Annotated in this window: 22 protein-coding genes; 9 read left to right on the top strand and 13 right to left on the bottom strand. The window is 74.2% G+C overall.

Going from position 1 to position 26,219, the window contains the following annotated elements; all coding sequences use genetic code 11:
* Window positions 1-81 precede the first annotated feature (81 nt).
* From ACFP3R_RS00555 to ACFP3R_RS00535, 5 genes are all read right to left on the bottom strand, one after another.
* The gene (locus ACFP3R_RS00555; RefSeq protein ID WP_380631653.1) at window positions 82-2,085 is read right to left on the bottom strand and encodes a glycoside hydrolase family 127 protein; all 2,004 of its coding nucleotides are present in this window, start codon (window positions 2,083-2,085) and stop codon (window positions 82-84) included.
* Window positions 2,086-2,088: 3 nt separating this feature from the next.
* On the bottom strand, window positions 2,089-2,958 hold the full coding sequence (locus ACFP3R_RS00550; RefSeq protein WP_380631651.1) for a carbohydrate ABC transporter permease: 870 nt from the start codon (window positions 2,956-2,958) through the stop codon (window positions 2,089-2,091).
* The gene (locus ACFP3R_RS00545; protein WP_380631649.1) at window positions 2,958-3,908 is read right to left on the bottom strand and encodes a carbohydrate ABC transporter permease; all 951 of its coding nucleotides are present in this window, start codon (window positions 3,906-3,908) and stop codon (window positions 2,958-2,960) included. The genes ACFP3R_RS00550 and ACFP3R_RS00545 overlap by 1 nt, the downstream gene beginning before the upstream one ends.
* A gap of 77 nt (window positions 3,909-3,985) precedes the next feature.
* Window positions 3,986-5,299, bottom strand: a complete 1,314-nt coding sequence (locus ACFP3R_RS00540; protein ID WP_380631647.1) for an ABC transporter substrate-binding protein — start codon at window positions 5,297-5,299, stop codon at window positions 3,986-3,988.
* A gap of 50 nt (window positions 5,300-5,349) precedes the next feature.
* Window positions 5,350-5,496 (bottom strand): hypothetical protein, encoded by a 147-nt coding sequence (locus tag ACFP3R_RS00535; protein WP_380631645.1) that lies wholly within the window; start codon window positions 5,494-5,496, stop codon window positions 5,350-5,352.
* 498 nt (window positions 5,497-5,994) lie between these two features.
* Between ACFP3R_RS00535 and ACFP3R_RS00530 the strand changes: the two genes are divergently transcribed.
* Complete coding sequence (locus ACFP3R_RS00530) at window positions 5,995-6,804, top strand: NAD(P)H-dependent oxidoreductase (protein WP_380631643.1); 810 nt, start codon at window positions 5,995-5,997, stop codon at window positions 6,802-6,804.
* Between the two features lie 31 nt (window positions 6,805-6,835).
* Here the strand turns inward: ACFP3R_RS00530 and ACFP3R_RS00525 are convergent, their stop codons facing one another.
* Window positions 6,836-7,315 carry a CGNR zinc finger domain-containing protein gene (locus tag ACFP3R_RS00525; RefSeq protein ID WP_380631641.1) on the bottom strand — a complete coding sequence of 160 codons (480 nt, stop codon included), beginning with the start codon at window positions 7,313-7,315 and terminating at the stop codon, window positions 6,836-6,838.
* 100 nt (window positions 7,316-7,415) lie between these two features.
* On the opposite strand from ACFP3R_RS00525, the gene ACFP3R_RS00520 reads away from it, so the two are divergent.
* The 4 genes from ACFP3R_RS00520 to ACFP3R_RS00505 all read left to right on the top strand — a co-directional run bounded on the left by ACFP3R_RS00520 (window position 7,416) and on the right by ACFP3R_RS00505 (window position 12,584).
* Window positions 7,416-8,282 carry an alpha/beta fold hydrolase gene (locus ACFP3R_RS00520; RefSeq protein WP_380631639.1) on the top strand — a complete coding sequence of 289 codons (867 nt, stop codon included), beginning with the start codon at window positions 7,416-7,418 and terminating at the stop codon, window positions 8,280-8,282.
* A 155-nt stretch (window positions 8,283-8,437) separates the two neighbouring features.
* Window positions 8,438-9,607, top strand: coding sequence for a cytochrome P450 (locus tag ACFP3R_RS00515; protein ID WP_380631637.1), 1,170 nt, complete (start codon window positions 8,438-8,440; stop codon window positions 9,605-9,607).
* 524 nt (window positions 9,608-10,131) lie between these two features.
* Window positions 10,132-11,361 carry a GGDEF domain-containing protein gene (locus tag ACFP3R_RS00510; protein ID WP_380631635.1) on the top strand — a complete coding sequence of 410 codons (1,230 nt, stop codon included), beginning with the start codon at window positions 10,132-10,134 and terminating at the stop codon, window positions 11,359-11,361.
* 14 nt (window positions 11,362-11,375) lie between these two features.
* Window positions 11,376-12,584 carry an MFS transporter gene (locus ACFP3R_RS00505; RefSeq protein WP_380631633.1) on the top strand — a complete coding sequence of 403 codons (1,209 nt, stop codon included), beginning with the start codon at window positions 11,376-11,378 and terminating at the stop codon, window positions 12,582-12,584.
* Between the two features lie 233 nt (window positions 12,585-12,817).
* On the opposite strand, the gene ACFP3R_RS00500 is transcribed toward ACFP3R_RS00505, so the two are convergent.
* Complete coding sequence (locus ACFP3R_RS00500; RefSeq protein WP_380631631.1) at window positions 12,818-13,690, bottom strand: helix-turn-helix transcriptional regulator; 873 nt, start codon at window positions 13,688-13,690, stop codon at window positions 12,818-12,820.
* Between the two features lie 222 nt (window positions 13,691-13,912).
* Here ACFP3R_RS00500 and ACFP3R_RS00495 point away from each other — a divergent pair, with 222 nt between their 5' ends.
* On the top strand, window positions 13,913-14,935 hold the full coding sequence (locus ACFP3R_RS00495; RefSeq protein ID WP_380631629.1) for a zinc-dependent alcohol dehydrogenase family protein: 1,023 nt from the start codon (window positions 13,913-13,915) through the stop codon (window positions 14,933-14,935).
* Window positions 14,936-14,983: 48 nt separating this feature from the next.
* Here ACFP3R_RS00495 and ACFP3R_RS00490 read toward each other — a convergent pair whose 3' ends face one another.
* Window positions 14,984-15,280, bottom strand: coding sequence for a hypothetical protein (locus ACFP3R_RS00490; protein ID WP_380631627.1), 297 nt, complete (start codon window positions 15,278-15,280; stop codon window positions 14,984-14,986).
* Window positions 15,281-15,494: 214 nt separating this feature from the next.
* Between ACFP3R_RS00490 and ACFP3R_RS00485 the strand changes: the two genes are divergently transcribed.
* The gene (locus ACFP3R_RS00485; RefSeq protein WP_465269973.1) at window positions 15,495-16,757 is read left to right on the top strand and encodes a PucR family transcriptional regulator; all 1,263 of its coding nucleotides are present in this window, start codon (window positions 15,495-15,497) and stop codon (window positions 16,755-16,757) included.
* Window positions 16,758-16,775: 18 nt separating this feature from the next.
* On the opposite strand, the gene ACFP3R_RS00480 is transcribed toward ACFP3R_RS00485, so the two are convergent.
* Complete coding sequence (locus tag ACFP3R_RS00480) at window positions 16,776-17,603, bottom strand: SGNH/GDSL hydrolase family protein (protein WP_380631623.1); 828 nt, start codon at window positions 17,601-17,603, stop codon at window positions 16,776-16,778.
* 489 nt (window positions 17,604-18,092) lie between these two features.
* Here ACFP3R_RS00480 and ACFP3R_RS00475 point away from each other — a divergent pair, with 489 nt between their 5' ends.
* Entirely contained in the window at window positions 18,093-19,547 is a 1,455-nt protein-coding gene (locus ACFP3R_RS00475; protein ID WP_380631621.1) for a trypsin-like serine protease, read from the top strand.
* 83 nt (window positions 19,548-19,630) lie between these two features.
* Here the strand turns inward: ACFP3R_RS00475 and ACFP3R_RS00470 are convergent, their stop codons facing one another.
* Window positions 19,631-21,220, bottom strand: a complete 1,590-nt coding sequence (locus ACFP3R_RS00470) for a S8 family serine peptidase (protein WP_380631619.1) — start codon at window positions 21,218-21,220, stop codon at window positions 19,631-19,633.
* A 342-nt stretch (window positions 21,221-21,562) separates the two neighbouring features.
* Window positions 21,563-23,659: a hypothetical protein gene (locus tag ACFP3R_RS00465; RefSeq protein ID WP_380631617.1), complete on the bottom strand. Its 2,097-nt coding sequence runs from the start codon at window positions 23,657-23,659 to the stop codon at window positions 21,563-21,565.
* A gap of 35 nt (window positions 23,660-23,694) precedes the next feature.
* Here ACFP3R_RS00465 and ACFP3R_RS00460 point away from each other — a divergent pair, with 35 nt between their 5' ends.
* Window positions 23,695-24,021 carry a hypothetical protein gene (locus ACFP3R_RS00460; protein ID WP_380631615.1) on the top strand — a complete coding sequence of 109 codons (327 nt, stop codon included), beginning with the start codon at window positions 23,695-23,697 and terminating at the stop codon, window positions 24,019-24,021.
* 263 nt (window positions 24,022-24,284) lie between these two features.
* On the opposite strand, the gene ACFP3R_RS00455 is transcribed toward ACFP3R_RS00460, so the two are convergent.
* Window positions 24,285-25,397, bottom strand: coding sequence for a sensor histidine kinase (locus ACFP3R_RS00455; RefSeq protein WP_380631613.1), 1,113 nt, complete (start codon window positions 25,395-25,397; stop codon window positions 24,285-24,287).
* A 94-nt stretch (window positions 25,398-25,491) separates the two neighbouring features.
* Window positions 25,492-26,196 (bottom strand): VanZ family protein, encoded by a 705-nt coding sequence (locus ACFP3R_RS00450; protein ID WP_380631611.1) that lies wholly within the window; start codon window positions 26,194-26,196, stop codon window positions 25,492-25,494.
* Window positions 26,197-26,219 lie beyond the last annotated feature (23 nt).

The raw sequence follows: 26,219 nt of genomic DNA, 5'->3' as shown, positions 1-26,219 counted from the left end.
CCACCGACGGCCGACCAGCCCGACCGCGGGGGCGCCGCCGCCGTCCGGGACGACGCTCGACACCGGCTCCCCCGCGACCGCTCAGACCGCGGGCAACCAGACGCGCATGGTCGACGGCCCCCGGTTCGCCCACGCGTGGTAGGGCACCAGCGGCACGTCCTCGAACCCGGGTGCCCCGACCGGCGCCGGGTCGTGCCGGTACGGCCAGCCGGGCTCCGGGAGGGCCACCCGCGCGCAGCGCACGACGACCCGCCCGCCGACCTCCCTCGGCGGCACCGCCGGGTCGACGCGCAGGTGGTCGACGGCGTCGAGGCCGGGCACGTCCACCGACTCCACCGCGAGCACCAGCGGCCCCCGCTCCACCGCCACGCACCCGCGCACCGCGTCGATCCTCGGGTCCGGGTGGGTGAACCGGGGCGCCATCGGCAGGCGCAGCACCACCTCGTCGCCGCGCCGCCACGACCGCCGCTCGGCGACCACGCCGGGACCGACCGGCCTGGTCGTCCCGCCGACGGTCAGCGTCGCGCCGTCGCGCGCCCAGCCGGGCACCCGCAGCGACAGGGTCCAGGGGCGCTCGTCGTCGCCGTCGACGCGCACCCGGACCTCGCCGTCCACGGGGTACCGCGTGGTCACGACCAGGCGGACGCCCCGGCCGCCGGGCAGTCCACCCTCGACGGTGCCCGCGGCGTACTGGTGCAGCTGGACGCCCTCGTCGTCCGACGTGGCCACGTAAGCGGCCAGCGAGGCCAGGGTGCGGGCGAGGTTGGTCGGGCAGCAGGACACCTCGAACCACGGGGCCCGCAGCGAGGACGAGGCCCGCGGGCTGGGCTCGTCCGCGGCGGGGACCGCGCCCAGCTCGCGGCGGTGCAGGGTGTTGGCGTAGAAGAACGCCCGCCCGTCGGCGGACGGCGAGGTCGAGACCACGTTGAACAGCGTCCGCTCGATGAGGTCGGCGTAGGCCGGGTCGCCCTCGGCCAGCAGCAGCCGCCACGCGAGCATCACCGAGCCGACGCCCGCGCACGTCTCGGAGTAGGCGCGGTCCGGCGGCAGCGCGAAGTCCTCGGCGAACGCCTCGTCCTGGTGCCGCGCCCCCATGCCGCCGGTGAGGTACGTGCGCGCGGCCACCGTCTGCCGCCACTGCCGGGCGACCGCGGCGAGCAGCGCCTCGTCACCGGTCTCGGCGGCCAGGTCCACCTGACCCGCGGCCAGGTAGACCGCCCGCACGGCGTGCCCGCGGAACACGCGCGCCTCGCGGGCCGGGACGTCGTCCTGGAAGTACTCGCGGCCGAACTCGACCTCGTCGAGCACGTGGTGGCCGCGACGCTCGACGAAGAGCCGGGCCTGCTCCAGGTACCGCCGCTCGCCGGTGACCCGGTACAGCTCCACCAGCGCGGGCTCGATCTCCGGGTGCCCGTCGACGGTGGCCCGCCCGTCCGGCCCGAACACCGCGCACACCAGGTCGGCGGCCCGGCGCGCGACCCGCACCAGCAGGTCGTCGGGGTGGCCGGTGCGGGCCCGCGCGACCGCGGCCTGGACCAGGTGCCCGACGCAGTACAGCTCGTGGCCCGTCTCCGGGTCCGACCACCGCGGCGCCTGGCCGGGCCTGCCGAACCTCGTGTTGAGGTAGCCGTCGGGTTCCTGGGCGGCGGCGACCCGGACCACGATCGCGTGGAACCGGTCCTCCAGCCCCTGGTCGGGCTCCCGGTCCAGCTCCCAGGCCATCGCCTCCAGGAGCTTGTAGACCTCGCTGTCGGAGAACTCCCGGCCGCGCCGGTCCGCGGGCAGCCGGCCCGTGCGGGCGGCGTCGAAGTTGCCCAGCCACCCGGTCCGCTCCACCCAGTGCTCGACGTGCGGCAGGACCGCCCGCCGGTTGCGCTCCTGGAACTCCCCCCAGTGCCCGCCGGTGAGCCGCACGTCCCGGGTGCCGAGCGGCCGCAGCCGCGCGCGGCTCGGTACCACCGGGCGACCCCCGGTCGGGGTGTCGTGCGCCTGGACCTCGTGCGCCGGGGCGCCGGGCGCCGAAGCCCCGTGCGCCGGGGTGCCGGGCGTGTGCGCCTCGTCGAGGCCGGCGGTTTCAGGAGTCATCATTCAGCCTTTGAGCGCGCCGGACATGAACCCGCGGACGTACTGCCGCTGGAGGACGAGGAAGAGGAAGACGCAGGGCACGGCCAGCACGACCACGCCCGCCTCGGTGGCGCCGTAGTCGATGACCCCCATGACCTGCTGGCGGAGGTTGGCGACCGCCAGCGGCAGCGGCACCTTGTCCGAGTCGCTGATCAGCACCAGCGGGGTGATGAAGTCGTTCCACGCCGCCAGGAAGGCGAACAGCCCGACCGTCACCAGTCCCGGTCGGACGGCGGGCAGCAGCACGCGGCGCAGGGCCGCGAAGGTGCCGCAGCCGTCGACGAACGCGGCCTCCTCCAGCTCCTTGGGCAGCGCCTCGAACGAGACGCGCATCATGAACGTGGCGAACGGCAGCTGGAACATCGTCAGCACCAGCGCCAGGCCGACCAGCGAGTTCTGCAGGCCCAGCTCGTTGAGCAGCACGTAGAGCGGGATGAGCAGGGTCGCGTAGGGGACCATGAGGATCGCCAGCGTCACCAGGAACAGCAGGTCCTTGCCGGGGAAGTCGAACCGGGCGAACGCGAAGCCGCCCAGCAGCGCGATCGTGAGCGTGAAGACCACCGTGAGCCCGGAGACGACCGCGCTGTTGAGCAGGTACCGCCAGATCCCCGCCTGGTGGTCCACGAGCGTGCCGTAGTTGGCGAAGCCCCAGCCCTCGGCCTGCGCCGTGCCCGCCTGCGGGGAGACCGACGCGACCGCCGCCCACACCATCGGGAACAGGAACAGCAGCGCCAGGCCGCCGGTCAGGACGTAGTAGGGCGTGCGCACGACGAAACCCGGCAGCGAGGTGCCCCGGCCGTCGCGCGCGGGCCGGGTGTCGGGCGTGGTGCCCATCAGGCGTCCTTCCCGCGCAGCCAGCGGAACTGCCCGAGGTTGAGGACCAGCAGCGCCACCAGCACGATGATCGACAGGGCGGCGGCCAGGCCGAGGTCGTTGCCGCCCTGGAACGCGGCGTTGTAGATGAGCTGGACGATGGTCATCGTGCCGTTGTCCGGTCCGCCCTTGGTGAGGATGTAGAACTGGTCGAACGCCAGCAGCGACCCGGTGACGCAGAGGATCGAGCACATCGCCAGCGAGGACCGCAGCAGCGGCAGCGTGATCCTGGTGAACCGCTGCCACCGGTTGCAGCCGTCCAGCTCGGCGGCCTCGTAGACGTCGGCGGAGATGCCCTGGAGCGCCACGAGCAGCAGGAGCGTGTAGAAACCCGCGAAGCGCCAGACGATCAGGCCGACCGTCGACCACAGCGCGGCGTCGGGGGTGCCCAGGAACGACACCGGGCCGTCGGCCAGCCCGACGTCGCGCAGCACCTCGCCGAACGGGCCGCTCTGCGGCGAGTAGAGCGCGTAGAACAGCAGCGACGCCGAGGCCAGGCCCAGCGCGCCGGGCACCAGCACGGCCGTGCGCAGGAACCCCGTCCACCGGGTGGACTCCTGCACCAGCAGCGCCAGGACCAGGGACAGGACGATCAGGATGGCGGTCGTGATCACCGTGTACTTCACGGTGAACCGGACCGCGGGCCAGAACAGCCGCAGGTCGACGGCGTCGGTGAAGTTGTCCGGGAAGTCGACCCCCCGGTTGCCCGCGAACAGGCCCCAGTCCGAGATCGACATCCGGCCGACGAGCAGGACGGGCACGACGAAGAACAGGGTGACGAACAGCGCGGTCGGCGCGGCGTAGGCCCAGCCGGTCAGGCTCCGGCGGGACCTGGCGGAACGGCGGCGCGGCGGCGCGGGAACGGCCTGCCCCGGTGGACGGGCGGGGGCGCGCTTGAGGGAGGTGGGCATGGCGTCCTCGACTCTGGAGACGGCCTCTGGGGGACGGCGGGAGGGGCGCCCGCCGGGTCGGGCGCCACGGGCGCGGCCTACGGGCTCAGGGCCTCCGAGACCGCGGCGTTGTCCGCCGCCAGGCTGTCCCCGCCCCCGAACACCTGGTTGCGCAGCAACGTCACCCAGGGGCTCCCGGCGGCGTTGAACGCCTGCTGGAAGTTCACCGCCACCGGCGTCCGGCTGTCCGGGGCCGCGGCGACCTCGTTGATCACCCGCAGGCGGGGGTCGTCGCGGACGTGCTCGTTGTCCGCGAGGTCGGCGCGGGCGACCGAGCTGTTGTTGGCCGCCAGGACGCCGACCTGCGCCTCCTCCGACATCAGCCAGGCCAGGAAGTTCCACGCCTGCGCGGCCTTCCTCGAGTCCTTCGAGATGCCGATCCCGTCACCGCCGACGAAGGTCGAGCCGCCGCCGTCGACGCCGGGGATGGGGGCCACGCCCACGTCGACCGTCTTGTCCGCCGTGGCCAGCAGGGTCGCCGGGTACGGCATGACGCCGATCTTGCCCCGCTGGAACGCCGCCACCCAGCTGGCGCCCGTCTCGTCCCGGCTGGCCGGGTCGACCGCGCCCGAGGTCCACAGGTCGCGCCAGGTGCCGTAGAGCTGCTTGGCCGAGGGGCTGTCCAGGCCGCTCTCGGCGCCGCCGGCGGGCAGCGGGTCGTCACCGGAGGCCCACATCGTGGGGAACCAGGTGAAGACGTTGCAGCCGCCGCAGTTGCCGCCGAAGGAGGTGCCGTAGACGCCCTCCCGGTCCAGCCCCTGCACGGCCTTGGCGTGCTCGGCGAACTCCGCGAGCGTCGAGGGTCCCTTCTCCGGGTCGAGCCCGGCCTCCCGGTAGAGCGCCTTGTTCCAGAACATCACCGACAGGTCGAGCACGAACGGCAGGACGTGCCGCCGGTCCGCGCGGGTGCCCGCGTCGAGGTGCCCCCGGTTGATCTCGTCGGCGTGCGGCAGCCGCTCGACCTGCTCGCCGATGTCGGTGAACAGCCCGGCCTCCGTCCAGTTCGGGACGTAGACGATGTCGGCCGCGAACAGGTCGGGGAGGTCCCCGCTGCCCGCGGCGGCGCCGACCCGGGAGACGTAGTCGTCGTTGGGGGTGATGGTCAGCTCGACCTCGTTCTCGTGCGTCCTGTTGTACGCCTCGACCAGCATGTTGGCCTGGAGCTCCAGCGGGGCCCGGGTCCACAGGGTCAGCGTGGTGCCGTCGTCGACCCCCTCGGCGCCGCCCGCCGCGACGTCGGTGGAGGAGCCGCCGCCCGAACCGCCGCAGGCGGTGAGCGCGGCCGTGGTGACGACGGCCGCCGCGACGGCGACGAGACGCCGGTGTCGGCCGCGCGTTCGCGTTCTGGTCATGGGTTGTTCTCCCGGTGTGTGGACTGTCCTCGGTGCTCCCGAAAGCGCTCTCACCCGACGGGGTCCCGGCCGTAGGCCGCCGTGTGCTCCCCCGTCACCGCCTGGCCGTCGACGACGCCCGTGGCGGTGGCGGTGCCGAGCACGGAGGCGTGGAGGAACAGGCGTCGGCTGAGCGGAACCCCGGCGGGCTCGGCCATCGGAAGCGTCCCTTCTCGCGGAGCGGGTGGTCCTTGCCCTGCGGCCGACCGCGCTGCTCAGCCGGCGGCTGCGGCTGCGGCTGCGACGCCGACTGCGACCGGGACTACGGCTGCGGCTGCGGTCACGGCACCGGCCGCGACCGCGGTGCCGGGTCGGGCCTGACGCGGCGGTGGACTGCGGAGCACCCGGCTGGCCAAGCGGCACCGCCCTTCAGGCGGAAGGCGTTCGAAATCCTTTTCGGGATCGTGGCAACATGTTCCACCGATGTCAATGATCCATTTTCGCCGGTGGTGGGGCTACGGCCGCACGTACGACCCCTCACCGGCACGCTCACCGGGCCGAAAAGTTTTCGACCCGGACGCGACCCGGCAGCACGACCCGCCCCGTTCCCGGACGCGCGAGTATCGATATGAGGGCTTCGACCATTCCTCGTCTCGTCGTTCGTTGCTTGACTCCAGGTGTGGCCGCACCGACCACCAACCCGGAGAGGTGACCGCATGACCATCGCTCATCCGCCGAAGCCCGGCACCGCGCTGTGGGTGTACGCGCACCCGCGCCGCGAATCGCTGAACGGCCGCCTGCTCCAGGCCGGGACCAAGGCGCTGTCCCAGCGCTGCGAGGTGACGGTCTCGGACCTCTACGGCCAGGGCTTCGACCCCGTGTTGTCGGAGCGCGACCTCGGGGAACCGCCGGGGCGCCCGGGGAACATCGCCGAGCTGGCCGGGGAAGCCCACGCCCGCGGGCAGCTGCCCGCCGAGGTCCGGGAGGAGCAGGCCAGGCTCGCGGCGGCGGAGCTGCTCGTCCTCCAGTTCCCGCTGTGGTGGTACGGGCCGCCGGCGATCCTCAAGGGGTGGTTCGACCGGGTGCTGACCAACGGTTTCGCCTACGGCGACCTCGACCCCGAACTGGGCGTGCCCCGCCGGTACGGCGATGGCGGGCTGGTCGGGCGCAGGGCGCTGGTCGTGGTCACCGCCGGCGAGGACGAGCGCTCCATCGGGCGGCGCGGGATCAGCGGCGACCTCGACTCCCTGCTGTTCCCGCTCACCCACGGCGTCCTGTGGTACGTCGGGATCGAGGTGCTGGATTTGCACGTGGTCCACGACGCCGACGGGCTCGGCCGCGAGGCCGTCGAACAGCAGGTCGAGCGCCTGGTCACCAGGCTCGACGGCCTCGCGACCGAACCCGCCCGGCGGTTCCGGCGCCTGCGCGACGGCGACTACCGGGGCACGCGCGCGCTGCGGGAGGACCTGGCACCGGGACGCACCGACCTGGGGATTCACCTGGCCGAGGACGACCGACCCCGGTGAGCCCACCCCGCCCGCGACGGTGCTCCACGGGTCAGCGGGTGCGTTCGTAGTGGCGGCGTGCTTTTTCGCGGTTGCCGCAGACCGCCATCGAGCACCAGCGGGCGCGGTTGGCGCGGCTGCGGTCGAGCAGGAACAGCCGGCACTCGTCGTTGGCGCAGGCGCGCAACCGGCCGGGGAACCGCTCCTCGGCGGCGGCCCAGGCAAGGACCGCCTCGACGGCCAGCCGGGCGCGCGGCGGGGTTTCGAGCGTCCACCGGAGACCGCCCGAGGTGAACCCCGGCACCCGGCGGACCCCTTCGAGCAGGGGACCCAGCGCCGCGGGCGGGCTCTCCCCGCGCACCACGTCCCCCAGGACGTCGCGCGCCCGGCGCAGCAGCGCCAGTTCCCCGGGGCTGCCGTCGCCACCGCGCTCCCGCGCCCAGCGCCCGCCCCCGGCCGGGTCACCGAGCGCGTCCCGCTCCTCGCCGTCGACCAGCGGCCTGCTGTTGAGCAGGTCCAGCAGCAGGTCCATCGGACCCTCCTCTAACCGGTTCGCCTCCTTTGACAGGTTAGCCCACCCCGTGCTTGCATGGCGACGGACTAACCGGACCAAGTGTTCGAAGGGGTTAGAAATGAACTCGGTGCACCACCGGACCGCGACCATCGACGGCCACGAGATCTTCTACCGCGAAGCCGGCCCCGCCGACGCCCCCGCGATCGTCCTGCTGCACGGCTACCCGACCAGCTCGTTCATGTTCCGCCACCTCATCCCGCTGCTGGCCGGCGATCACCACGTCATCGCGCCCGACCACCTCGGCTTCGGCCACTCCGACGCTCCCCCCGCCGGGGAGTTCGCCTACACCTTCGACGCCCTCGCCCGCCTCGTCTCCGGGTTGCTCGACCACCTGGGCCTGGACCGCTACGCCCTCTACGTCCAGGACTACGGCGCCCCCGTCGGGTGGCGCCTCGCCCTGGACCACCCCGAACGGATCTCCGCCGTCGTCACCCAGAACGGCAACGGCTACGAGGACGGCTTCGTCGAGTCGTTCTGGACCGACGTCTGGGCGTACGGGGCGAACCCCGGTCCCGACACCGAACCCGCCGTGCGGGCCGCGCTGGGCCTCGACGCCATCCGTTGGCAGTACCTGCACGGCGTGCCCGACCCGAGCCTGGTCAGCCCGGACACCTGGGAGCACGACTTCGCCCTCGTCTCGCGCGAGGGCAACGACGAGGTCCAGCTCGCGCTGTTCCGCGACTACCGGAACAACCGCCCGCTCTACCCGCGGCTGCACGAGTTCCTGCGCACCGGCGACGTCCCGGTGCTCGCCGTGTGGGGCCGCAACGACGAGATCTTCGGCCCGGAGGGCGCGCGGGCCTTCGCCCGCGACGCCGAGGACGCGGAGGTCCACCTGGTCGACGGCGGCCACTTCCTGCTGGAGAGCCACCTGGACGTCGTCGCGGGTCACCTGCGCACATTTTTGGGGCGGGTGTCCGGGTAGGTCGTGTGGCGCGCGGTAACGCCTCTCCGGTGTGCGCCACTCACAAGTGGACAGTCGTTGTGCCGACAGGTGAACGCGGTCGCGGATCGGTTGTCCCGCTCGTGCGGCTGTGCTGTGTTGGGAGGTGTTCGCCCGTCGAGCAGCGGGAGGTTTCGGTGATCGAGGCACCGGTCCGCGATCCGATCACGCGCCTGCTCACCCCGGAGGCGTTGCGGCACCCGGCCCTGGCGTGGGAGCCGTTCCACCGCCGCGAGGGCCTGTGGTGGAGCGACGTGCTCGACTCCTGGGTGGCGGCCTCGCTGGCGGACTGCTCGACCGTGCTCACCGACGTGGACCGGTTCTGCTCGGACTGGCGCCGGCTCGGGGAGGACACCCCCGTCGCCTCGCTCTCCGTCCAGGCCCTCGACCCGCCCGAGCACACCGCCGTGCGGGCGCTGCTGGTCCACGCGTTCCGCGCGCTGGACCGGGACGGCCTGCGCCGCGCTGTCGCCGACAACGTCGAGCGCCGGGTCGAGGAGCTGGCCGACCGCCCGTCGTTCGACTTCGTGACCGGGTTCGCCGCACCACTGGCCCTGGACACCATCACCGAGGTCCTGGGCGTCGACCCGCCCGACGGCCACCGGTTCCCCGCGATCTCGGCGGACATCGTGGACTCCATGGACCACGCGCTGCGCCCGGAGACGGTCGAGCCGGGACGTGCCGCGCGCGCCGCCCTCGCCGACCTGGCCGGCCGGTGGCTCGACGGGCCCGCGCGCGACCGCGGCGTGGTCGCCTACCTGGCCGCTCACCGCGTCCCCGACCGGGTGACCGACACGGTCCTGCGCAACTCGCTGCGCGTGGTCCTGCACTCGGGTTACGAGTCGACCGCCAGGCTGCTCGGCAACGCCCTGCTGGCCTGCCTGGACTCCCCCGGTTCGCTGGACGCCCTGGCCGGTGGCGTGACCGACACCGCGCTGCACGAACTCGTGCGGTGCGCCGGACCGGTCCAGGCCGAAGCCCGCGGGTGCGTCGAGGACACCGAGGTCAACGGGCACCCGGTCCGGCGCGGCGAGGTCGTCACCGTCCTGATCGCGGCGGCCGACCGGGACCCGCGCGCCTTCACCGACCCGGACGCCCTGCGCCTGGACCGCCACCCGAACCCGCACCTGGCCTTCGGGCGCGGCCCGCACGCCTGCCTGGGCGCTCCCCTCGCCCTGCTGGTGACCCGCCTGGCGCTCGGCGCCCTGGCCCGCCACCACCGGCGGCCCCGGCCGGTCGGCGAACCCGTGTTCCGCCGCAACGCCACACTGCGCGGCCTCGACCGGCTCGACCTGGCCTGGGGCTGACACGCGAGCCCGCGGTTCGGCGGAGGGAGGAGGACGTCATGCGTCACCTGCACTGAACCGACGCCGTACGGCGGTGCCCGTCGCGCAGTTCGGCAACGGGCACCGCGCCGTGCCCGGCGGCCGGTCCGCCGGTCGCGTCGCCGGACCCCCGTCGAACAGCCGGGCGTCGTCCGGTGGTCCCCCGGTGGCCGGCGCCGCACGTCCGGACCCCCACCGGCGGAGGACGCCTCGCCACCCGGTGCGGGGGCGGCGAGGCGTCCCGGTCCGGTCTCAGCCCCGCCACTCGCTGGGGCGACCGGTCCTTCGGGTCCACTCGCTGGGGCGGCCGGTGCGGGGGGACTTGAGGTTGTCGATCACGGTGATCTCCCTGGTGGGTGACGGATGTTCCCTGGTCGTGTCCCCCGACCAGCCCCTGACACTGCGTTACCGGTCAGTTACAGTCGACTGTCCTGTGGAGGGATCGGGGGTAGAGCGTGAGTCGGCTGGACCCACGCCGTTGGGCTCTATGGTCGCTGCCCGGCGGCGTGCTCGCGTACGTGGTCGCCGTTCAGGTGATCGCGTACGCCGTCCTGCTCGCCACCGCTGTGACTACCCCGGTCTCGACGCGGTCGTGGACGTGGTTGGGCGTGCTGGTGGTGGCCTCGGTCATCCACCTGGAGGCGGCCCAGGGCATCGAGCGGGTCCGGGAGCTCGCCGCGGAGGGCACCCCGTACACCCACCTGCAATCGGTGTGGTTCTTCGCCGGGGTGCTGCTGCTGCCCGTGCCGTTGCAGGCGGTGCTGATCGGCGCGTCGTTCGCCCACGAGTGGCTGCGGGTCTTCCGGCGCCGGGCGGTGCCCCACCGCAAGGTGTTCTCCGCGTGCACCGTGCTGCTGGCCACCGCGGGCGCGACCCTGGCGCTGGCCGCGTTCTACCCCGGCGTCGACCCCGGTCAACCGCTGGTCACGGCGCTGGACGGGCCGCGCGGTGTGGTCGCCCTGGTGCTGGCGGGGCTGATCTACCGGCTGGTGAACTACGCGCTGGTGGTCGGCGCGATCATCGCCACCAACCCCGACGAGCCCGCGCACCGGGCGCTCGGCCCGGCCTCGGACCAGCTGCTCATCGCCGCGGCCGTCGGGTTGGGCTACGCCGTGACGGTGGTCATGGTGCACCAGCCCTGGACCGCGCCGCTGCTGCTGGTCACCGTCCTCGCGCTGCACCTGGGCCTGCTGCTGCCGCAGTTCCGGGCGGCGGCCCGCACGGACGGCAAGACCGGGCTGGTCTCCGCGCAGTGGTGGCACGACCAGGCCGCCGCCGAGCTCGAACGCGCCCGCCGGCTGGGCGACCCGGTCGGCGTGCTGATGCTGGACCTCGACCGCTTCAAGCGCATCAACGACCGCTTCGGGCACCTGGCCGGGGACGAGGTGCTGCGCGCGGTGGCCGAGGCCGTCCGCCGCGAGGTGCGGGGCACCGACCTGGTCGGCCGCTGGGGCGGTGAGGAGTTCGCGGTGCTGCTGCCCGGCGTGGACGCCACGGGCGCGACGAGGACCGCCGAACGCATCCGGGCCGCCGTCTCCGTGCTCCACGTGACCGCCCGCGACCACACCGGCCAGGACGTCGTCATCACCGGGTTGAGCCTCTCGGTGGGCGCCGGGGCGTTCCCCACCACCGCCACGACGGTGACCGACCTGCTGCTGGCCGTCGACGCCGCCCTCTACGAGGCCAAGGACCACGGCCGCGACCAGGTCCGCGTCGCCGGCGCCGGCACGGCCTGAAGGACGCGCGCCACGTGACCGGGGAACGGCACGGCACGGCCGGGTACCGGGAGGTCTTCGCCCTGCGCGCGTTCCGGGCGCTGTTCACCGCCCACGTGGTCTCGGTGGTCGGCGACCAGCTCGCCCGCGTCGCGCTGGTCGTGCTCGTCTACGACCGCACCGGCTCGGCCGCCCTCTCCGCCCTGGCCTACGCGCTGACGTTCCTGCCCGCGCTGGTCGGCGGCCCGCTGCTCGCCGGGCTGGCCGACCGCTACCCGCGGCGCACCGTGATGATCACCGCCGACCTCGTCCGCGCCGCCGTCGTCGCGGCCATGGCCTGGCCCGGCCTGCCCTGGCAGGCGGTGTGCGCGCTGCTGGTCGTGGTGCAACTCGCGGGTGCTCCGGCCGTGCCCGCGCGCTCGGCGCTGCTGCCCGCGCTGATCCCCGACTCGGCCGTGATGCGCACCGGCATCGCCGCCCTGTCCACCGTCACCCAGCTCGGCCAGGTCCTGGGCTTCGCCGTCGGCGGCGTCCTGGTCGCCGCCCTCGGCCCCGGCGGCGCGCTGCTGCTCGACGCCGCCACCTTCGGCGTCTCCGCGCTGCTGGTCGCGGCGTTCGTGCCGCCGGTCGCCGTCACCGGCCCGCACGCCCTCGGGTGGTGGGAGCGGGTGCGGGCCGGAGCGGGCGTGGTGTGGCACGACCGGCGCCTGCTGGTCCTCGTCGGCTACGCCGCCCTCTCCGGCACCTACATCGTCGGCGAAGCCCTCGCCGCCCCCTACGCGGCCCACCTCGGCGGCGGCCCGGCCGTCGTCGGCGTCCTGTTCGCCGCCTACTCCGCCGGCTGCGCCGCGGCCTCGCTCGCCGTCGCCGCCCTGCCCGAGTCCGTCCAGCTCCGGCTGATGCCGCTGCTGGCCGTCGGCACCGGCGTGCCCCTGCTGGGTTGCCTGGCCGATCCCCCGCTCCCCGTGGTCGTGGGCCTGTTCGCGCTGTCCGGTGCCGCCTCCGGCTACCACGTCGTGGCGCAGCCCACCTTCGTGCTGCGCACACCCGACGCCCACCGGGGCCAGGCCGTCGGCTTCGCCATCACCGCCATGCAGACCGCCCAGGGCATCGGCATCACCCTCGGCGGCCTGGCCGCCGAACGCACCGCACCGCACCTCGTCACCGGTGCGGCCGGGGGCGTCGGCGTCGTGGCGGCCCTGGTCCTGGCGGCGCGGTGGCGTGCGGTTCAGCGCCGGGCGTGATCCCCGGGAACGGGTCCCGGCCCGTCAGCCCGGAGGGCCGGCACCCTGGTCGAGCTGCGGAACAGGAGCGGGTACCGCTGGGCAGCATCGGCCGATCCGACCGACGGGGCCTTCGCCGGGGGGGGTGAGGAGCCGCCGTGCCGCACCCACCTTCGCCGCCGCGGCGGAACGACCGCACCGGCGTCCCGACCCGTGATCCGGCGCCCGCTGCCCGACCACCGGCCGGGGTCGGGTCATCGCCGTTCGGACGTGTCGCCGGCGGGAGCGTTGGTGGCGGTCCAGCCGGCCAGGAGGCGGAGCTTGTCCTCGGCGTCGCTGCCGGGTTCGGTGCCGTAGGCGATGAGGGTGAGGCCGTCGGCCGACAGGTCCAGGGACTCGTAGGTGAGGTCCAGGGTGCCGATCAGGGGGTGCAGGAAGGGTTTGGCGCCCTGGTGGTGCTGACGGACGTCGTGGCGGGCCCAGCGGGTGCGGAAGTCCTCGCTGCGGGTGGACACCTCGCCGATGAGGTCGGTCAGGTTCTTGTCGAAGGGGTCCCGGCCGGCCTGGGCCTGGAGGAGGGCGACGGTCTCGTCCGCGGCGCGCTCCCAGTCGCCCCAGAAGTGGCGGGAGCGGGGGTCGAGGAAGATGAACCGGGCGTGGTTGGGGACCTCGCCGCGGGCGGCCTCGATCATCGGTGCGTAGAGGGCGCGGCCCAGCGCGTTGGTGGCCAGGACGTCACCGCGGGCGTTCATGACCAGGGCGGGGGCGTCCACGATGGAGTCCAGCAGCCGCCGCACCGAGGGACGGACCGCCGTGGGGGCGGGGCGGCGTCGGCGGCGCGGCGCGGGGCCGGCGGCGCGGGCGAGGTCCTCCAGGTGGGTGCGGTCGTCGTCGCCCAGCCGCAGGGCGCGGGCCAGGGAGTCCAGGACCTGGTCGGACACGCCGGACAGGTCGCCGCGTTCCAGGCGGGAGTAGTACTCCACGCTCATCCCGGCGAGCTGGGCGACCTCGGAGCGGCGCAGCCCGGGGACCCGGCGGGTGCCGTGGGAGGGCAGCCCGGCCTGCTGCGGGGTGATCCGGGCCCGGCGGGAGGTCAGGAACTCGCGGATCTGGCTGCGCTGGTCCACCTCCCCAGGCTAGGTGCTCCCGCCCGCGGCAGGGGTGCCCTGCCGGTACACCTCTCAGCAGGAACTCCCTCGTCGCGGACGCCGGTGGTGTGCTGGGCACCGGGGTGATCGGCCGTTCGTCGCCGCTCACCCCATCGGGGCAATTCCCGACGTGGGACGCCCCGACCCCGGTTCCGGCCGCACCAGGCGGGCACCCGAACGGAAAGAGTCGAGGAGAACCACATGCTCGGTGCTGTCCTGCACGCCCCCGGCGACGTCCGGGTCGAACAGCGCGAGGACCCGAGGATCGTCGACCCGACCGACGCGGTCATCCGGCTGTCCGCCACCTGCGTCTGCGGTTCCGACCTGTGGCCCTACCGCGGGATCGAGCGGGTCGACGGGCCGAGCCCGATGGGCCACGAGTACGTCGGCGTCGTGGAGGAGGTCGGCGACGAGGTGCGCGACGTCAGGCCCGGCCAGTTCGTGGTCGGCTCGTTCTTCGCCTCCGACAACACCTGCGAGGTCTGCCGCGCCGGCTACCAGTCCTCCTGCGTGCACCGGGTGCCGATGGGCGGTATCGGCGCGCAGGCGGAGCTGCTGCGCGTGCCGCTGGCGGACGGCACCCTGGTGGCCACCCCGGAGATGCCCTCCGACGACCTGGTCCCGTCCCTGCTGGCCGCCTCCGACGTGCTGGGCACCGGCTGGTTCGCCGCCGTGGCCGCCGAGGTCGGCCCCGGCAAGACCGTCGCGGTGGTCGGTGACGGCGCGGTCGGGCTGCTGGGCGTGCTCGCGGCCCGGGAACTCGGCGCGGAGCGCGTCATCGCGATGAGCCGCCACGAGTCGCGGCAGGAGCTCGCCCTGGACTTCGGCGCCACCGACGTCGTCACCGAGCGCGGCGACGAGGGCGTGGCGCGGGTCAGGGACCTGACCGACGGCCTGGGCGCGCACTCGGTCATCGAGGCCGTGGGCACCCAGGAGTCGATGATGCAGGCCATCCGCTCCACCCGCCCCGGCGGGCACGTCGGCTACGTCGGCGTCACCCACGACGTCGCGCTGCCCGGCATGGAGCTGTTCTTCTCCCACGTCCACCTGCACGGCGGCCCCGCCCCCGTGCGCCGCTTCCTGCCGGAGCTGATCGACCTCGTCCTGGAGCGGCGCATCGACCCCGGCAAGGTCTTCGACCTCACCCTCACCCTCGACCAGGCCGCCGAGGGCTACCGGGCGATGGACGAACGCCGCGCCGTCAAGACCCTGCTGCGCCCGTGACCCCCGGTGGTCCGCCGTCCGGCTCCGCGGAGCCGGACGGCGCGCGGGTCAGTGCTCGTCGTAGTGCTCGCCGTGCACGGCGTGGCGGTGGCCGTCGTGCAGGTAGTCGACGTGGTCGCCGTGCGGGACCGCGACGTGGCCGCAGCCCTCGCCGTGCCCGTGGTCGTGCTGGTCGTGGGCGCCGTGGCCGGCGGGCTCGCACTCGTCGAAGTGCCCGTCGTGCGCGCGGTGCAGGTGGCCGTCGTGCACGTAGTCGACGTGGTCCTCGTGCGGGAAGGCCACGTGGCCGCAGCCCTCGCCGTGGCCGTGGTCGTGGCCGGTGTGCTCCAGGTGCGCGGTGGTCATGGGCGATCCGCCTTTCGCTGTCACCGGGCCGCCGCGTGCACCCGGTTGCCTCAACGCTGTTGACCGAACGCAGCAACACATTAGGCCATGCGCATGCATGTCGCAGATCCCGACACGCCCGGAAGGCGTTGCCGGGGTGCCGGCCGGTCGGGACACGGCTCGCCTCACCCGTTGACGCCACGCGAACCCGCCACCGGTCGCGGATCATGGGTGCGTGGAGTCGACGACGGGAGCGCGGGAGCCGGCCACCGAGGTGACCCGACCACCGGTACTGGGCGGTCACCCGGTACACGAACGGCTGACATCCGAACTGCCGTCACTCGTCGAACGGGTGTTGGTCGAGCTCGTCACCCGCATACCGGACTACGACCGGCTCCCGCGCGAGGAGTTGACCGGCGACATCGCCCGCGTGGTCGAGCGGGCGCTGCGGTCGTTCACCACCTTCCTGCGCAGCGGCACCGCGCCCGGCCGGGCGGAGTTGGCGTTCCTGCGCGAGTCCGCGGCCCGCAGGGCCGAGGAAGGGGTACCCGCCGAGGTCGTGCTGACCGCCTACCACGTCGGCGTGCAGGTGGTCTGGGACTCGTTGGCCCCCGACGTCCGCCCCGGGGACATCGGGGCGGTCATGGCGGTCAACTCCCTGGCCCTGCGCTACCTGGGGCTGGTCACCCCGGCGGTGGCCGCCGGGTACGTGGACGAGCGGCAGGCGATCGCCGAGGACGAGCGGTCCGCCCAGCACACCGTGCTGTCCGCGCTGCTCTCCGGCGAGGGGGTCGACGCCGCGGTGGCGCAGTCCGGAACGCCCCTGCCGCCGTGCTACCTGGTGCTGGCGCTGGGGGTGGGGCCGCACCGGGACGAGGCGGTCGAGGGCGTGGACGCGGTGGTGGCGGGGCGGCGCAAGCTGCGGAGGCTCCGGGCGCGGCTGGACCGGCGCGGGCCGGTGCTGTCCGCGCTGACACCCGAGGGCGGGACGGCGCTGCTGCCCCGCAGGGTCGGGCCGGGGGTGCTGCCCGAGCGGACGTGGGCCGAGGTGGACGAGCTGGTGGGTGAGCTGGGTCGGGCGGCGGGGGCGGTGGTGACCGCGGGGGTGGTGGCGGCCGAGCCGGCCGAGGTGCCGGAGGCGGCGGTGACGGCCCGCGAGGTGCTGGACGTGGCGCTGCGGTTCGGCCGCTCCCCCGGCGCCTACCGGCTGGACGACGTGCTGCTGGAGTACCAGATGTCGCGCCCCAGCCGGGCGCTGGGCCGGCTGGCCACCCTCCTGTCCTCGTTGGAGGAGAACGACGAGCTGCTGCGCACGCTGGAGGTGTTCCTGCGCGCGGGCGGGCGGCGGCAGGCGGCGTCCGAGCTGCACGTCCACCCCAACACCGTGGACTACCGGCTGCGGCGGGTCCGGGAGCTGACCGGCTTGAACCCGGCCGAGCCCGGTGGTGCCGCCCTGGTCAGGGCCGCGCTCGTCGCACGGGCGGCGAGGCGGACCTGACCCGGGGGCGATGTGGCCTCAGCGGCGGGCCGCCGCCGCGACGGCCTCACCGAAGGCGGCCATCCCGGCGGCGTTGGGGTGCAGCGGGGCCGCGGGCCGCGTCGGGATCAGCCCTTCCAGGTAGCGGGCGGCCGGTGCGGCGCAGATGTCGTGGCCGACCGAGACCGCGGCCAGGTCCACGAACGCCGCGCCGTGCCGCCGCGCCTGGTCCCGCGCCGCCGCGTTGATCGCGTCCAGCAGCCCCTGGAGGTGGTCGGCGTCGCGCGCCCACACCGGCTGGGTCGGGAAGCACCCGCCGGGCCGGATGTAGGTGGCGTAGCCGGTGACCAGCACCCGCGCCCGCGGCGCGCGGCGGCGGATCTCCGCCAGCGCCGTGCCGAACTCCGCCTCCCAGGCCGTGACCGCTCCGCGCAGGTCGGGGCCGTGGTCGGCGCAGGAGCGCCCGTAGGGGTCGGGCAGGAGGTTGACGCAGCCCAGCGCCGCCTGGAACATGCCGACGTCGTTGGCGCCGATGGTGATCGACACCAGGTCGGTGTCCGGCCCGAGCGCCGTGAACTGCGGCGGCAGGAAGCCGAACCGCCGGCCGGCCAGGTCGTCGGTCGTGGCGCCCGAGCACGTGACGTCGACCAACCGCGCCCGCAACGCGCGGGCCGCGACCGCCGGGTAGTTCCGCTCGGACCTCAGGCACAGCAGGTTGACGTCCTGGACCGGCACCAGCGGACCGGCCGCCGCGGAATCGCCCAGGGCGACGTACTCCAGGGGCTCGGCCGCCTGACCGGTGGGCGCCACCAGCAGGCAGGACAGGAGTACCGCGGCGCCCGCCGCCCATCGTTCGCGTAGCCGCACCACTACCTCCGAATTCGCCGGACCACCGGCAGGTGGGGATCTCCCCCACATCCTGTCGGCGTTCCCGCCGGGAGGCAGTAGGGCCCCCGCCAGAAATACCCCGGCTGATTTGTGACACGTCACAAAGGCCGGACCTCAACCGGAGGAGCGCACCACGTTCCCGGACCCGGTTCCCCCGGGCCGGCCCCCGCGTGGTCCTGCGACGAGGCCGGGCGGGCGGTGGACGCCGATCACGCGATTAAATTGAGGGTCCCCAGCCAATTCGCCACGTCTGGCCAGGGGCCGGGCGCACCGGGATGGTGACCGCAGGCGGCCGCCGCCCGATCACCCTGTCCGCGGCCGCTCCGCTCCGCGGCGGTGCCCGCGGGGTGTGGTGAACGGAGCACACCGATGCGTTCGAGAGATCCAGGGCGCCTGCCCACCACCCGCGTCACGAGCGGACGACCCGCGCGGAGGGGAACACCCCCGCGGTCCAGGAGGATCACGACCGTGGCGCTGGGGGTGGTGCTCGGCGTGGTGCCGATGACCGCGGTGGCCACGGCCGCCGCGCCCGCCGCGGTGCCCGCCGCCGCGCCCGCCCACGACCCCGGCAACTCCTACGCGGACGACTCCGTGTCCACCTGGGACGGGGTCACCAGCCAGATCTACCGGGGACAGGACGCCACCGTGTCCGAGTTCCCCGCCGTCATCGCCAACCTGCGCGCGGGTGGCAGCCGACCCAAGGGCCAGTCCTGCACCGGCGCCGTCATCGGCCCGCGCCACGTCCTGACCGCCGCGCACTGCCACGACCTGGCCGGCGCCAAGACGTTCCTGCACGGCCTCGACGACCTCGCGGTGGGCACCGGCACGACCCTGACCACCAGGTCCTACGTCAAGCACCCCCGCTACACCAACTGGGACCAGGGCTACGACGTCGCGGTGGTCACGACGAACGAGGACATCCCGCTGCCGCCGGAGAAGTGGGCCCGCTACGCCACCTCCGCCGACGCCGGGATCTGGCAGGTCGGCGACACCGGCCGCAGCTACGGCTACGGGAAGAAGACCCACGACGACGTCCCGGCCGACGTCTCGCTGGACAAGCAGGACTTCCCGATCGTGGACGGGGCGAGCCGGTGCCAGGGCGTCGCCGCGGGCTTCAAGGCGGCCACCATGATCTGCGCCGGCCACCCCGACGGCCGCACCACCATCCTCCAGGGCGACAGCGGCGGACCGTTCGTGGTCGACGGGAAGATCGTCGGCCTGGCCTCGTGGAGCCGGTCCGACTTCCGCTGGTACGGCGTCTTCGCCCGGCTCGACAACGAGATGGGCGACTGGGTCCGGGAGCAGGTCGGTGACCCGCAGCCGGTGGAGTTCGGCGTGGCCGTCGACCCGTCGTCGTTGGGCGTGGCGGCCGGTGAGAGCGCGTCCGGGGCCGTCAGGACCACCGCGGGCGCGGCGCCCGAGGAGCTCTCCCTGTCGGCGGCGGACCTGCCGCCCGGGGCACAGGCGGTGTTCCAGCCCGCGTCGATCACCTCCGGCGGCGCCGCGAAGCTGACCGTCACCACCTCGTCGAGCACCCCCGCGGGGACCTACCCGGTCCGGGTCATCGGGACCTCGGGGTCGGTCAGCCGCGAGGCGACCCTCACCCTGACCGTCCGGGGCACCCAGCAGCCCGGCGGTCTGACCGTCGCGCTGTCGCCGTCGTCGGCGAGCACGTTCCGGGGTGGCTCGGCGTTCCCGTCGGTGGTGGTCACCGGCGCGTCGGGCCCCGTCGCGCTCGCCGCCGCCGACCTCCCGCCGGGTGTCTCGGTCCGGTTCCTGCCCGCGACGGTGAACCCCGGCGAGACGGCCCGCGCCCACGTCATGACGTCGTTCGCGACGCCGGCGGGGACCTACCGGATCAGGGTGACGGCCACCGGCGGCGGGAAGTCGGGCAGCGCGGACTTCACGCTCACGGTCACCTGACGGGTCCCGCGCGACCTCGTCGGTGAATGGCACTCGGGCCGCCCCGCGATCGCGGGGCGGCCCGAAGTGTCACCCGACCGGGGTCAGGTCGTCAGGCTCCAGCTCTCCAGCGTGCCGACGTCGAAGCGGTGGACGTCCCGCATGCGCAGCCTCCAGTCGCCGTTCCTCGGCTCGGCCGACAGGTCCACCGGGTACGCGGTGCGCACGTCGTCGGCGTGGTCGCCCGGAGCGGCCTCCTTGAGCCGGTAGGAGGTGCCGTCCGGGGCCACCAGCTCGATCACCAGGTCACCTCGGTACGGGTGGGCGATCGCCACCTCGACCCGCGCCGTCGACGAGCCGTTGCCGGTGCAGCCGGAGACGGGAATCGTGCTGGTCACGGCACTGCCCGCGTCCGGGACGGGCACGTCGGCGTCGTTGGTCCGCCGGGCGCAGGTCGGGTCGGGGTCGGGGCCGGGGCCGGGGCCGCCGGTGAGGCTCTTGGCGTTGAGCAGGCGGTTGGGCGTGCCCGAGCCGGCGTTGCCGACCTTGCCGGGGGTGGCCGAGTCGACGACGGCCCGGTTGACCTCCGCCTGGTCCGCGCCGGGGTGGCCCTGGAGGTACAGCGCCACCGCGCCGGTCACGTGCGGGGTGGCCATCGACGTGCCGGACATGCCCGCGGTGCCGGTGTTGCTCGCGTGCGACAGCGAGGTGATGTTGCCGCCGGGGGCGAACAGGTCCACGCAGGTGCCGGTGTTGGAGAAACCGGAGCGGCTGTCGTTGGACTCGGTCGACGCGACGGTGAGCACCTCGGGGACGCGAGCCGGGCTGTAGCCGCAGGCACTGGCGCCGTTGTTGTTGCCCGCGGCCACGACGTAGACGTAGCCGGCGCGGACGGACGCCTGGACCTGCTCGTCACCGAGGCCGGTCTCGTACTGGCCCAGGCTCATGTTGACCACCGAGGGCTTGACGCCGTTGGCGGTCACCCACTCGACCGCGTCCACGGTCACCGAGTCGGGCCCGGCGTTGGAGCAGTCGAACACCCGCAGGGACACCACCTTCGCCTTCTTGGCGACGCCGTAGGTCCTGCTCACGGCGGTGCCGGCGGTGTGGGTGCCGTGGCCGTGGCAGTCGGAGGCGTCGCCGTCCTGGTCGAGGAAGTCGTAGCCGTGGCTCGCCCGGCCCTCGAAGTCGGTGTGGGTGACGCGGACGCCGCTGTCGATGTTGTAGACGGTGACGCCCTCACCGGTGGCGTCGTACTCGTACCTGCGGTCCAGCGGCAGGTTCGCCTGGTCGACCCGGTCCAGGCCCCAGGTCGGGTTGTCCTGGACGGCGGCGCCGCGCCGCTTGCCGTCCTCGTGGACGCCGCGCACCCGGGGGTCGGCGGCCAGCCGCTTCGCGCCCCGCTCGCTCAACCCGCGCACCGAGAAGCCGTGCAGGGACACCTTGTAGGTCGAGCGCACGGTGCCGCCGTGCTCCCGGGTCAGCGACGCCGCCGCCGACTCGATGGCGGCCCCGTCGGCGGTCGCGGCCGTGCCGTCGCGCAGGACGACGATGTACTGGCCCTCGTAGTGCTCGCGCGCCTGCACGACCACGCCTTCCGGTGGCGCGGCCACGGCCTGCGGCGGCAGCAGGGCCGCCGATGTCGAGGCCACGGCCAGGGCCGCGAGCAGGGTGCGCGTTCTCGTTCGTCGCATGGGTTCGACTCCTCGTCCGGGCGGCGAGAGGGCAGGGTGGCGATCGGCTCGCCGCTCGTCCCACCTTGCGTCCACGGCGGAGTCGCGCGCATCGGCGCGGGCGATTGTCGGGAATACCCAATCATTGCGGGGGCCCGCCGGGTCACCTGCCGGGCGGGCGGCCCGACGGCAGCGGTTCCGCTTCGGGCGCCGACCCCCGGACCACCGGGGCCCTGAGCGAGGTCGGCTACGTCGGCGACCACCCCGACGACCGGGGTGCGCGTCCGCTGATCCGCACGCCGCGAGCGCGAAGCCGTGGTGGCCGGTCCGGAACACCGGATCGGCCACCACGGCTGAACGGGCTTACCTGCGCAAGGTCACGCGGGCCAGGGCCGCGTTGTTGCGGTAATCGGAGTCGAGCACCCTGGTGGACGCGCCGGCGGCGGCGATGTCCCGCGTGCCGGTGAGGGTGCGGTCCGAGGTGACGGTGAGGGTGTGGGTGATCTGCCCGCCGGAGTCGAGCGAGGACAGGCGGAAGGCGACGGCGCGGCCGTTGTCGGTGACGAGGCCGCCACCCGCATTGGTCACGCGCATCCCCTTGGGCAGGGTCAGGGCCGAGTAGATCGAGGTCGCGGTGGACGGCCCGTTGTTGCGGACGGTCAGGGTCGCGGTGAACGGCGAGCCGCTCCTGGCGCCGGTGGGCGCGGAGATGCTCACGGACACGTCGGCCCTGGCCGCGCCCTGGGGTGCGGTGACGGTCCCGGTGAAGGTGGCCGGGGTCGTCACGCCGCCGGCGGTGGCGGTGACGGTGACCGGGCCGGTGGTGGTGCCCGCGGTGAGGGTGGGCGCGGTCGCCCGCCCGTCGGCGTCGGTCCCCACCGTCGCGGTGGTGGCGCCGCCGGGGAAGGTGGCCGTGCCGCCGGTGACCGCGAAGGCCACCTCCGCGTCCGCCGAGGGGGTGTTCGCCGTGGAGGTGACGGTGGCGACCAGCGGTGCGGCGAAGGCCGTGCCCGGGGTGGCGGACTGGCCGCCGCCGGAGGTGGCCGCGATGGACGCCGGGACGGGGGCGGTGACGGTCGCGGTGAAGGTGGCCGGGGTCCGCACCCCGGCGGCGGTGGCGGTGACGGTGACCGCGCCGGTCGTCGTCCCGGCGGTCAGGGTGGGCGCGGTGGCCAGTCCGTCGGCACCGGTGCTCGCCGTGGCGCTCGTGGCGCCGCCGGGGAAGGCCGCCGGGCCCTCGACGGTGAAGGTGACCGGGGTGTCGGTCGAGGGCCGCGCGTCGGAACCGGTGACGGTCGCGGTCAGCGCGGTCGGGAAGGGGGTGCCCGCCGGGGTCGACTGGCCGTCGCCCGTCGTGGCGGCGATCGTCGTGGGGCCGTCCGGCGGCGTCGGGTCGGCGATCTCGGCGAAGATCTCCGCGAGCGCCGCGGCGAAGTCCGCCTCGCCGCCGTACGGGAGGTAGAAGTACTTCCCGCCCGTCTCCTCGGCGATGCGCTTGAGCACCACCTGGCTGGACACCTGCTCCGCCGCGGCCGCCAGGGCCGTGCCCCGGCTCGGTTGGCCCGCCACCGCGACCGCCGCGCCCTCGCCGCAGTCACCGGTCAGCAGGACGTTGACCTTCGCGCCCGTGGCGCGCGCGGAGGCGATGATCCCGTCCACGTCACCCGAGTGGGCGGACGCGTCGGTGGCCACGATCATCTGCCGGTCGATCTCCGGGTCGTCGCCCAGCGACGCCAGGCCCGAGGAGATGCCGCCGAGGGCGTCCTCCGGGCAGTCGTCACCACCGTCGGCGCTCAGCGCGTTGACCCAGCCCAGCGCCTGGGCACGGTCGTCGGTGGTGCCGACGTCGGAGGGGCTGTCCTTGAACGTGGTCAGGCTCCACCGGGTGTACTCGTCCTCGGGACGGGCGGAGATGTAGTTGGCGAGCGCGCTGGAGACGCTGCCGATCACCCCGCTCATGGACCCGGTGTCGTCGATGACCATCGACACCCGCTTCGGTTGGCAGTCGATCTCCCGAGGCGGCGAGTAGATCGGGCCGCCGAGCACGAAGCCGACCCCTCCGGTCACCTGGGCGGAGCGCTCCAGCCTGCCCCGGTAGACGCCGGGGACGCACGGCATGACCGCGAACAGCTCACCGCGCCGCCAGGTCTGCGGGGTGCCCTGGATGCTCTTGGTGATCGGCGCGCCCGCGGCGACCGTCTGCCAGATGCCCAGGAAACCCTGCCGCTCCAGCGTCATCGTGGCGGTGACGAAGATCGGGTCGGAGGAGGGCCGGCAGCTGCCCTGCGTGCTCGCCTTGATGTCGATCGCGTTGTTGTTCTTCAGGTTGTACGATGAGATGTGCGGGTATTCCGGCGTCAGCCACGTGCAGGTGACGAGGTCGATGGCCGACGCGGGCGGCGCGGTGACGACGCCGGCCAGCATCGTCAGCCCTAAGAGCGGTATCAGTCTCTTCCTCAAGACGACGTCTCCTGGTGACTTGGTGGAGGGAGCGGGTGAGCGTGGACCGGGACGAGATGGGACGGCGGCTGGTGGACAGCGCCGCCGCGTTGCGCGACGCCGGTGCGGCGATCGACGCCGTGCTGCGTGATGAGCAGCGGCTCGCCCACTTGGTCGACAACCAGGACTCCTCACCGGAGGCGGCGGCGACCGTCTCCGCGTTCGGGCGTTCCGTCGAGACCGCCCTCGCGGCCCTGGTCGACCTGGCCGCGCACGACAGTCCGGATCGGGACCACCCCGACCTGACGTGGTTCGAATTCCGTTGTGCGAACGCGGTTTTCGGCAAGCACACCGATGTGATCGGTGAAGAACCCGGGCGCTGATGGGTCAGTCGTGAGGTTGGTCGCGGGTGTTACACCCGCCGGCGGTCCAGCGCCGGGTGACCGCGACCCCGACGCGGACGCGCGAGCCGGGTACGAGTCGAGGCCGCCGTCATCGCCGTGCCCACCGTGGTGGCCGGCGTGTACGGCATGACCTTCGACCACATCCCCGGACTGCGTTGGAAGTACGGCTACCCGGTGGTGTTCGCGACGACGCGGGGGCCCGCCGGGTGGCGCGGCGGGTGCTGGGAACAACCGGCGGGGTCCTACGGCGTGCCGGGGAGCCGGACCGTGACGACCAGACCGCCGGTGGGGCCGGGGACCAGGTCGAGGGTCCCCTCGTGGGCGCGGACGACGCTGTGCACGATGGCCAGGCCGAGGCCGACGCCGGCGTGTTCGTCGGTGCGCACGCGTTCCGTTCCGCGCTGGAAGGGTTCGGTGAGGGTCGGCACCAGGTCCGGGGGGAGCCGGTGCCCCGTGTTCTCGACCTGCAACGTGCTGGTGCAGCCGTGCACCCCGGTGCGTACGGTGACGGTGCCGCCGGTGGGCAGGTTGTGGACGATGGCGTTCTGGACGAGGTTCGTCACCACCCGCGACAGCAGCTCGGTGGAGCCGCTGGTCCGGGCCTCCCCGCCGATGACGTCCAGGGTGGTCCGGCGCTGCTCGGCCAGCGGCAGCAGGGTTTCGGCGGCTTCTTCGGCGAGCAGGGAGAGGTCGACGTCCTCGCGGGTGAAGTTCCCGCGGTCGCCGCGGCTGAGCAGCAGCAGGGCCTCGGTGAGGTGGACGGCCCGCTCGTTGACGGCGTGCAGGCGTTCGACGAGTTCGCCGGGGTCGTGGGTCGGGTCGTTGCGGGCGACGTCGAGGAGGGTCCGCGAGATCGCCAGCGGGGTGCGCAGCTCGTGGGACGCGTTGGCGGCGAACCTCTGCTGCTCGGCGACGTTCGCTTCGAGCTGGGCCAGCATCGAGTCGAACGCGTCGGAGAGTTCGCGGAACTCGTCCTGGCCGCCCTCCAGGCGGATGCGGTGGGACAGGGACCCGCCCGCGGCCACGCGGGTGGCGTGGGTGACGCGGGTCAGCGGCGCGAGCATCCGGCCGGCCAGGACCCACCCGCCCAGCAGGCCGAACACCAGCAGGAGCGCCAGCACGACGGCGGCTCTCGGGGCGAAGGCGCGGAGCAGGTCGGAGCGGTTCGGCACGAAGCTCACGGGGATGCGGGAGCGGCCGGGTGCGGGCGGCTGGGGGTTGTTGATCACCTCGGGCACGTAGCGCAGCAGGAACACCCACACCGTGACGAAGAGCAGGCCACCCGCCACCACCGCGAACCCGGCGTAGCCGAGGGTCAGTTTGAGGCGGACGCTCAACCCTGGCTCCCTGTTCACGGTCCCCTCCCCCGCGCCCGGCGGTCGGGCGCTGTGCCGATGCGCGGGTGAGCCTCGTCCTCCACGATCGGCACCCGCGACCCGGGGCCGCGATTCACCCCGCCGGGGTCGGCGCCGGGCGGTGCGGGTCCGCCGGCTCCTCCGCCCCGGTGCGCCACCAGCGGCGCGACGCCAGCGCGGCCAGCACGGCGCCGGTGGCGTTGACCAGCACGTCGTCCACGGAGGACACCCGGTCCAGCCGCAGGACGTACTGCGCGACCTCGACCAGGGCCGAGCAGCCCGCCCCGAGCGCCAGGACCCGCGGCACGGACGCCAGGGCCGCGAACCTCATCGGGGCGAAGAACCCCAGCGCCGCGAAGATCACCAGGTTGCCGCCGATGCCGAGCGGTCCCATGGTGACCAGGTCCCGCAGCGGGACCAGGCTGAACCGGCCGGGGACGGTGCCGGCGCCCGGTCCCGGCATCATGGTCAGCCACACGAACGGGACCGTCCCGTAGACCACGCCCACCTCGGCCAGCGACAGCCGCCACGCCGAGGTGACGCCGGCGGCCCGGCGGCGGCGCGCCAGCGCCCACACCACCAGACCGGCCAGCGGCACCCCGACCAGCGCCATGAGCACCACACCGTTCTCGGTGTCGTAGCAGCCGCGCCACCGCCCGGCCAGGCACCTCGGGGCGGCCATCAGCAGCATTCGCCGCAGGGCGAACAGCACGCCCGCCAGACCGAGGACCACCAGGATGACGAGCACGATCCGGTGCGTGCGGTGGGGCGGTGCCGGCGGGGGCGGGCTCTGGGTCACGCCTCCATTGGAGACGGCGGGCC

Source organism: Saccharothrix lopnurensis (assembly GCF_042658445.1).
GTDB classification, from domain to species: Bacteria; Actinomycetota; Actinomycetes; order Mycobacteriales; family Pseudonocardiaceae; genus Actinosynnema; species Actinosynnema lopnurensis.
Note: the sequence above shows the minus strand (reverse complement) of the source record. Positions and strands in the feature narration are given on the sequence as shown.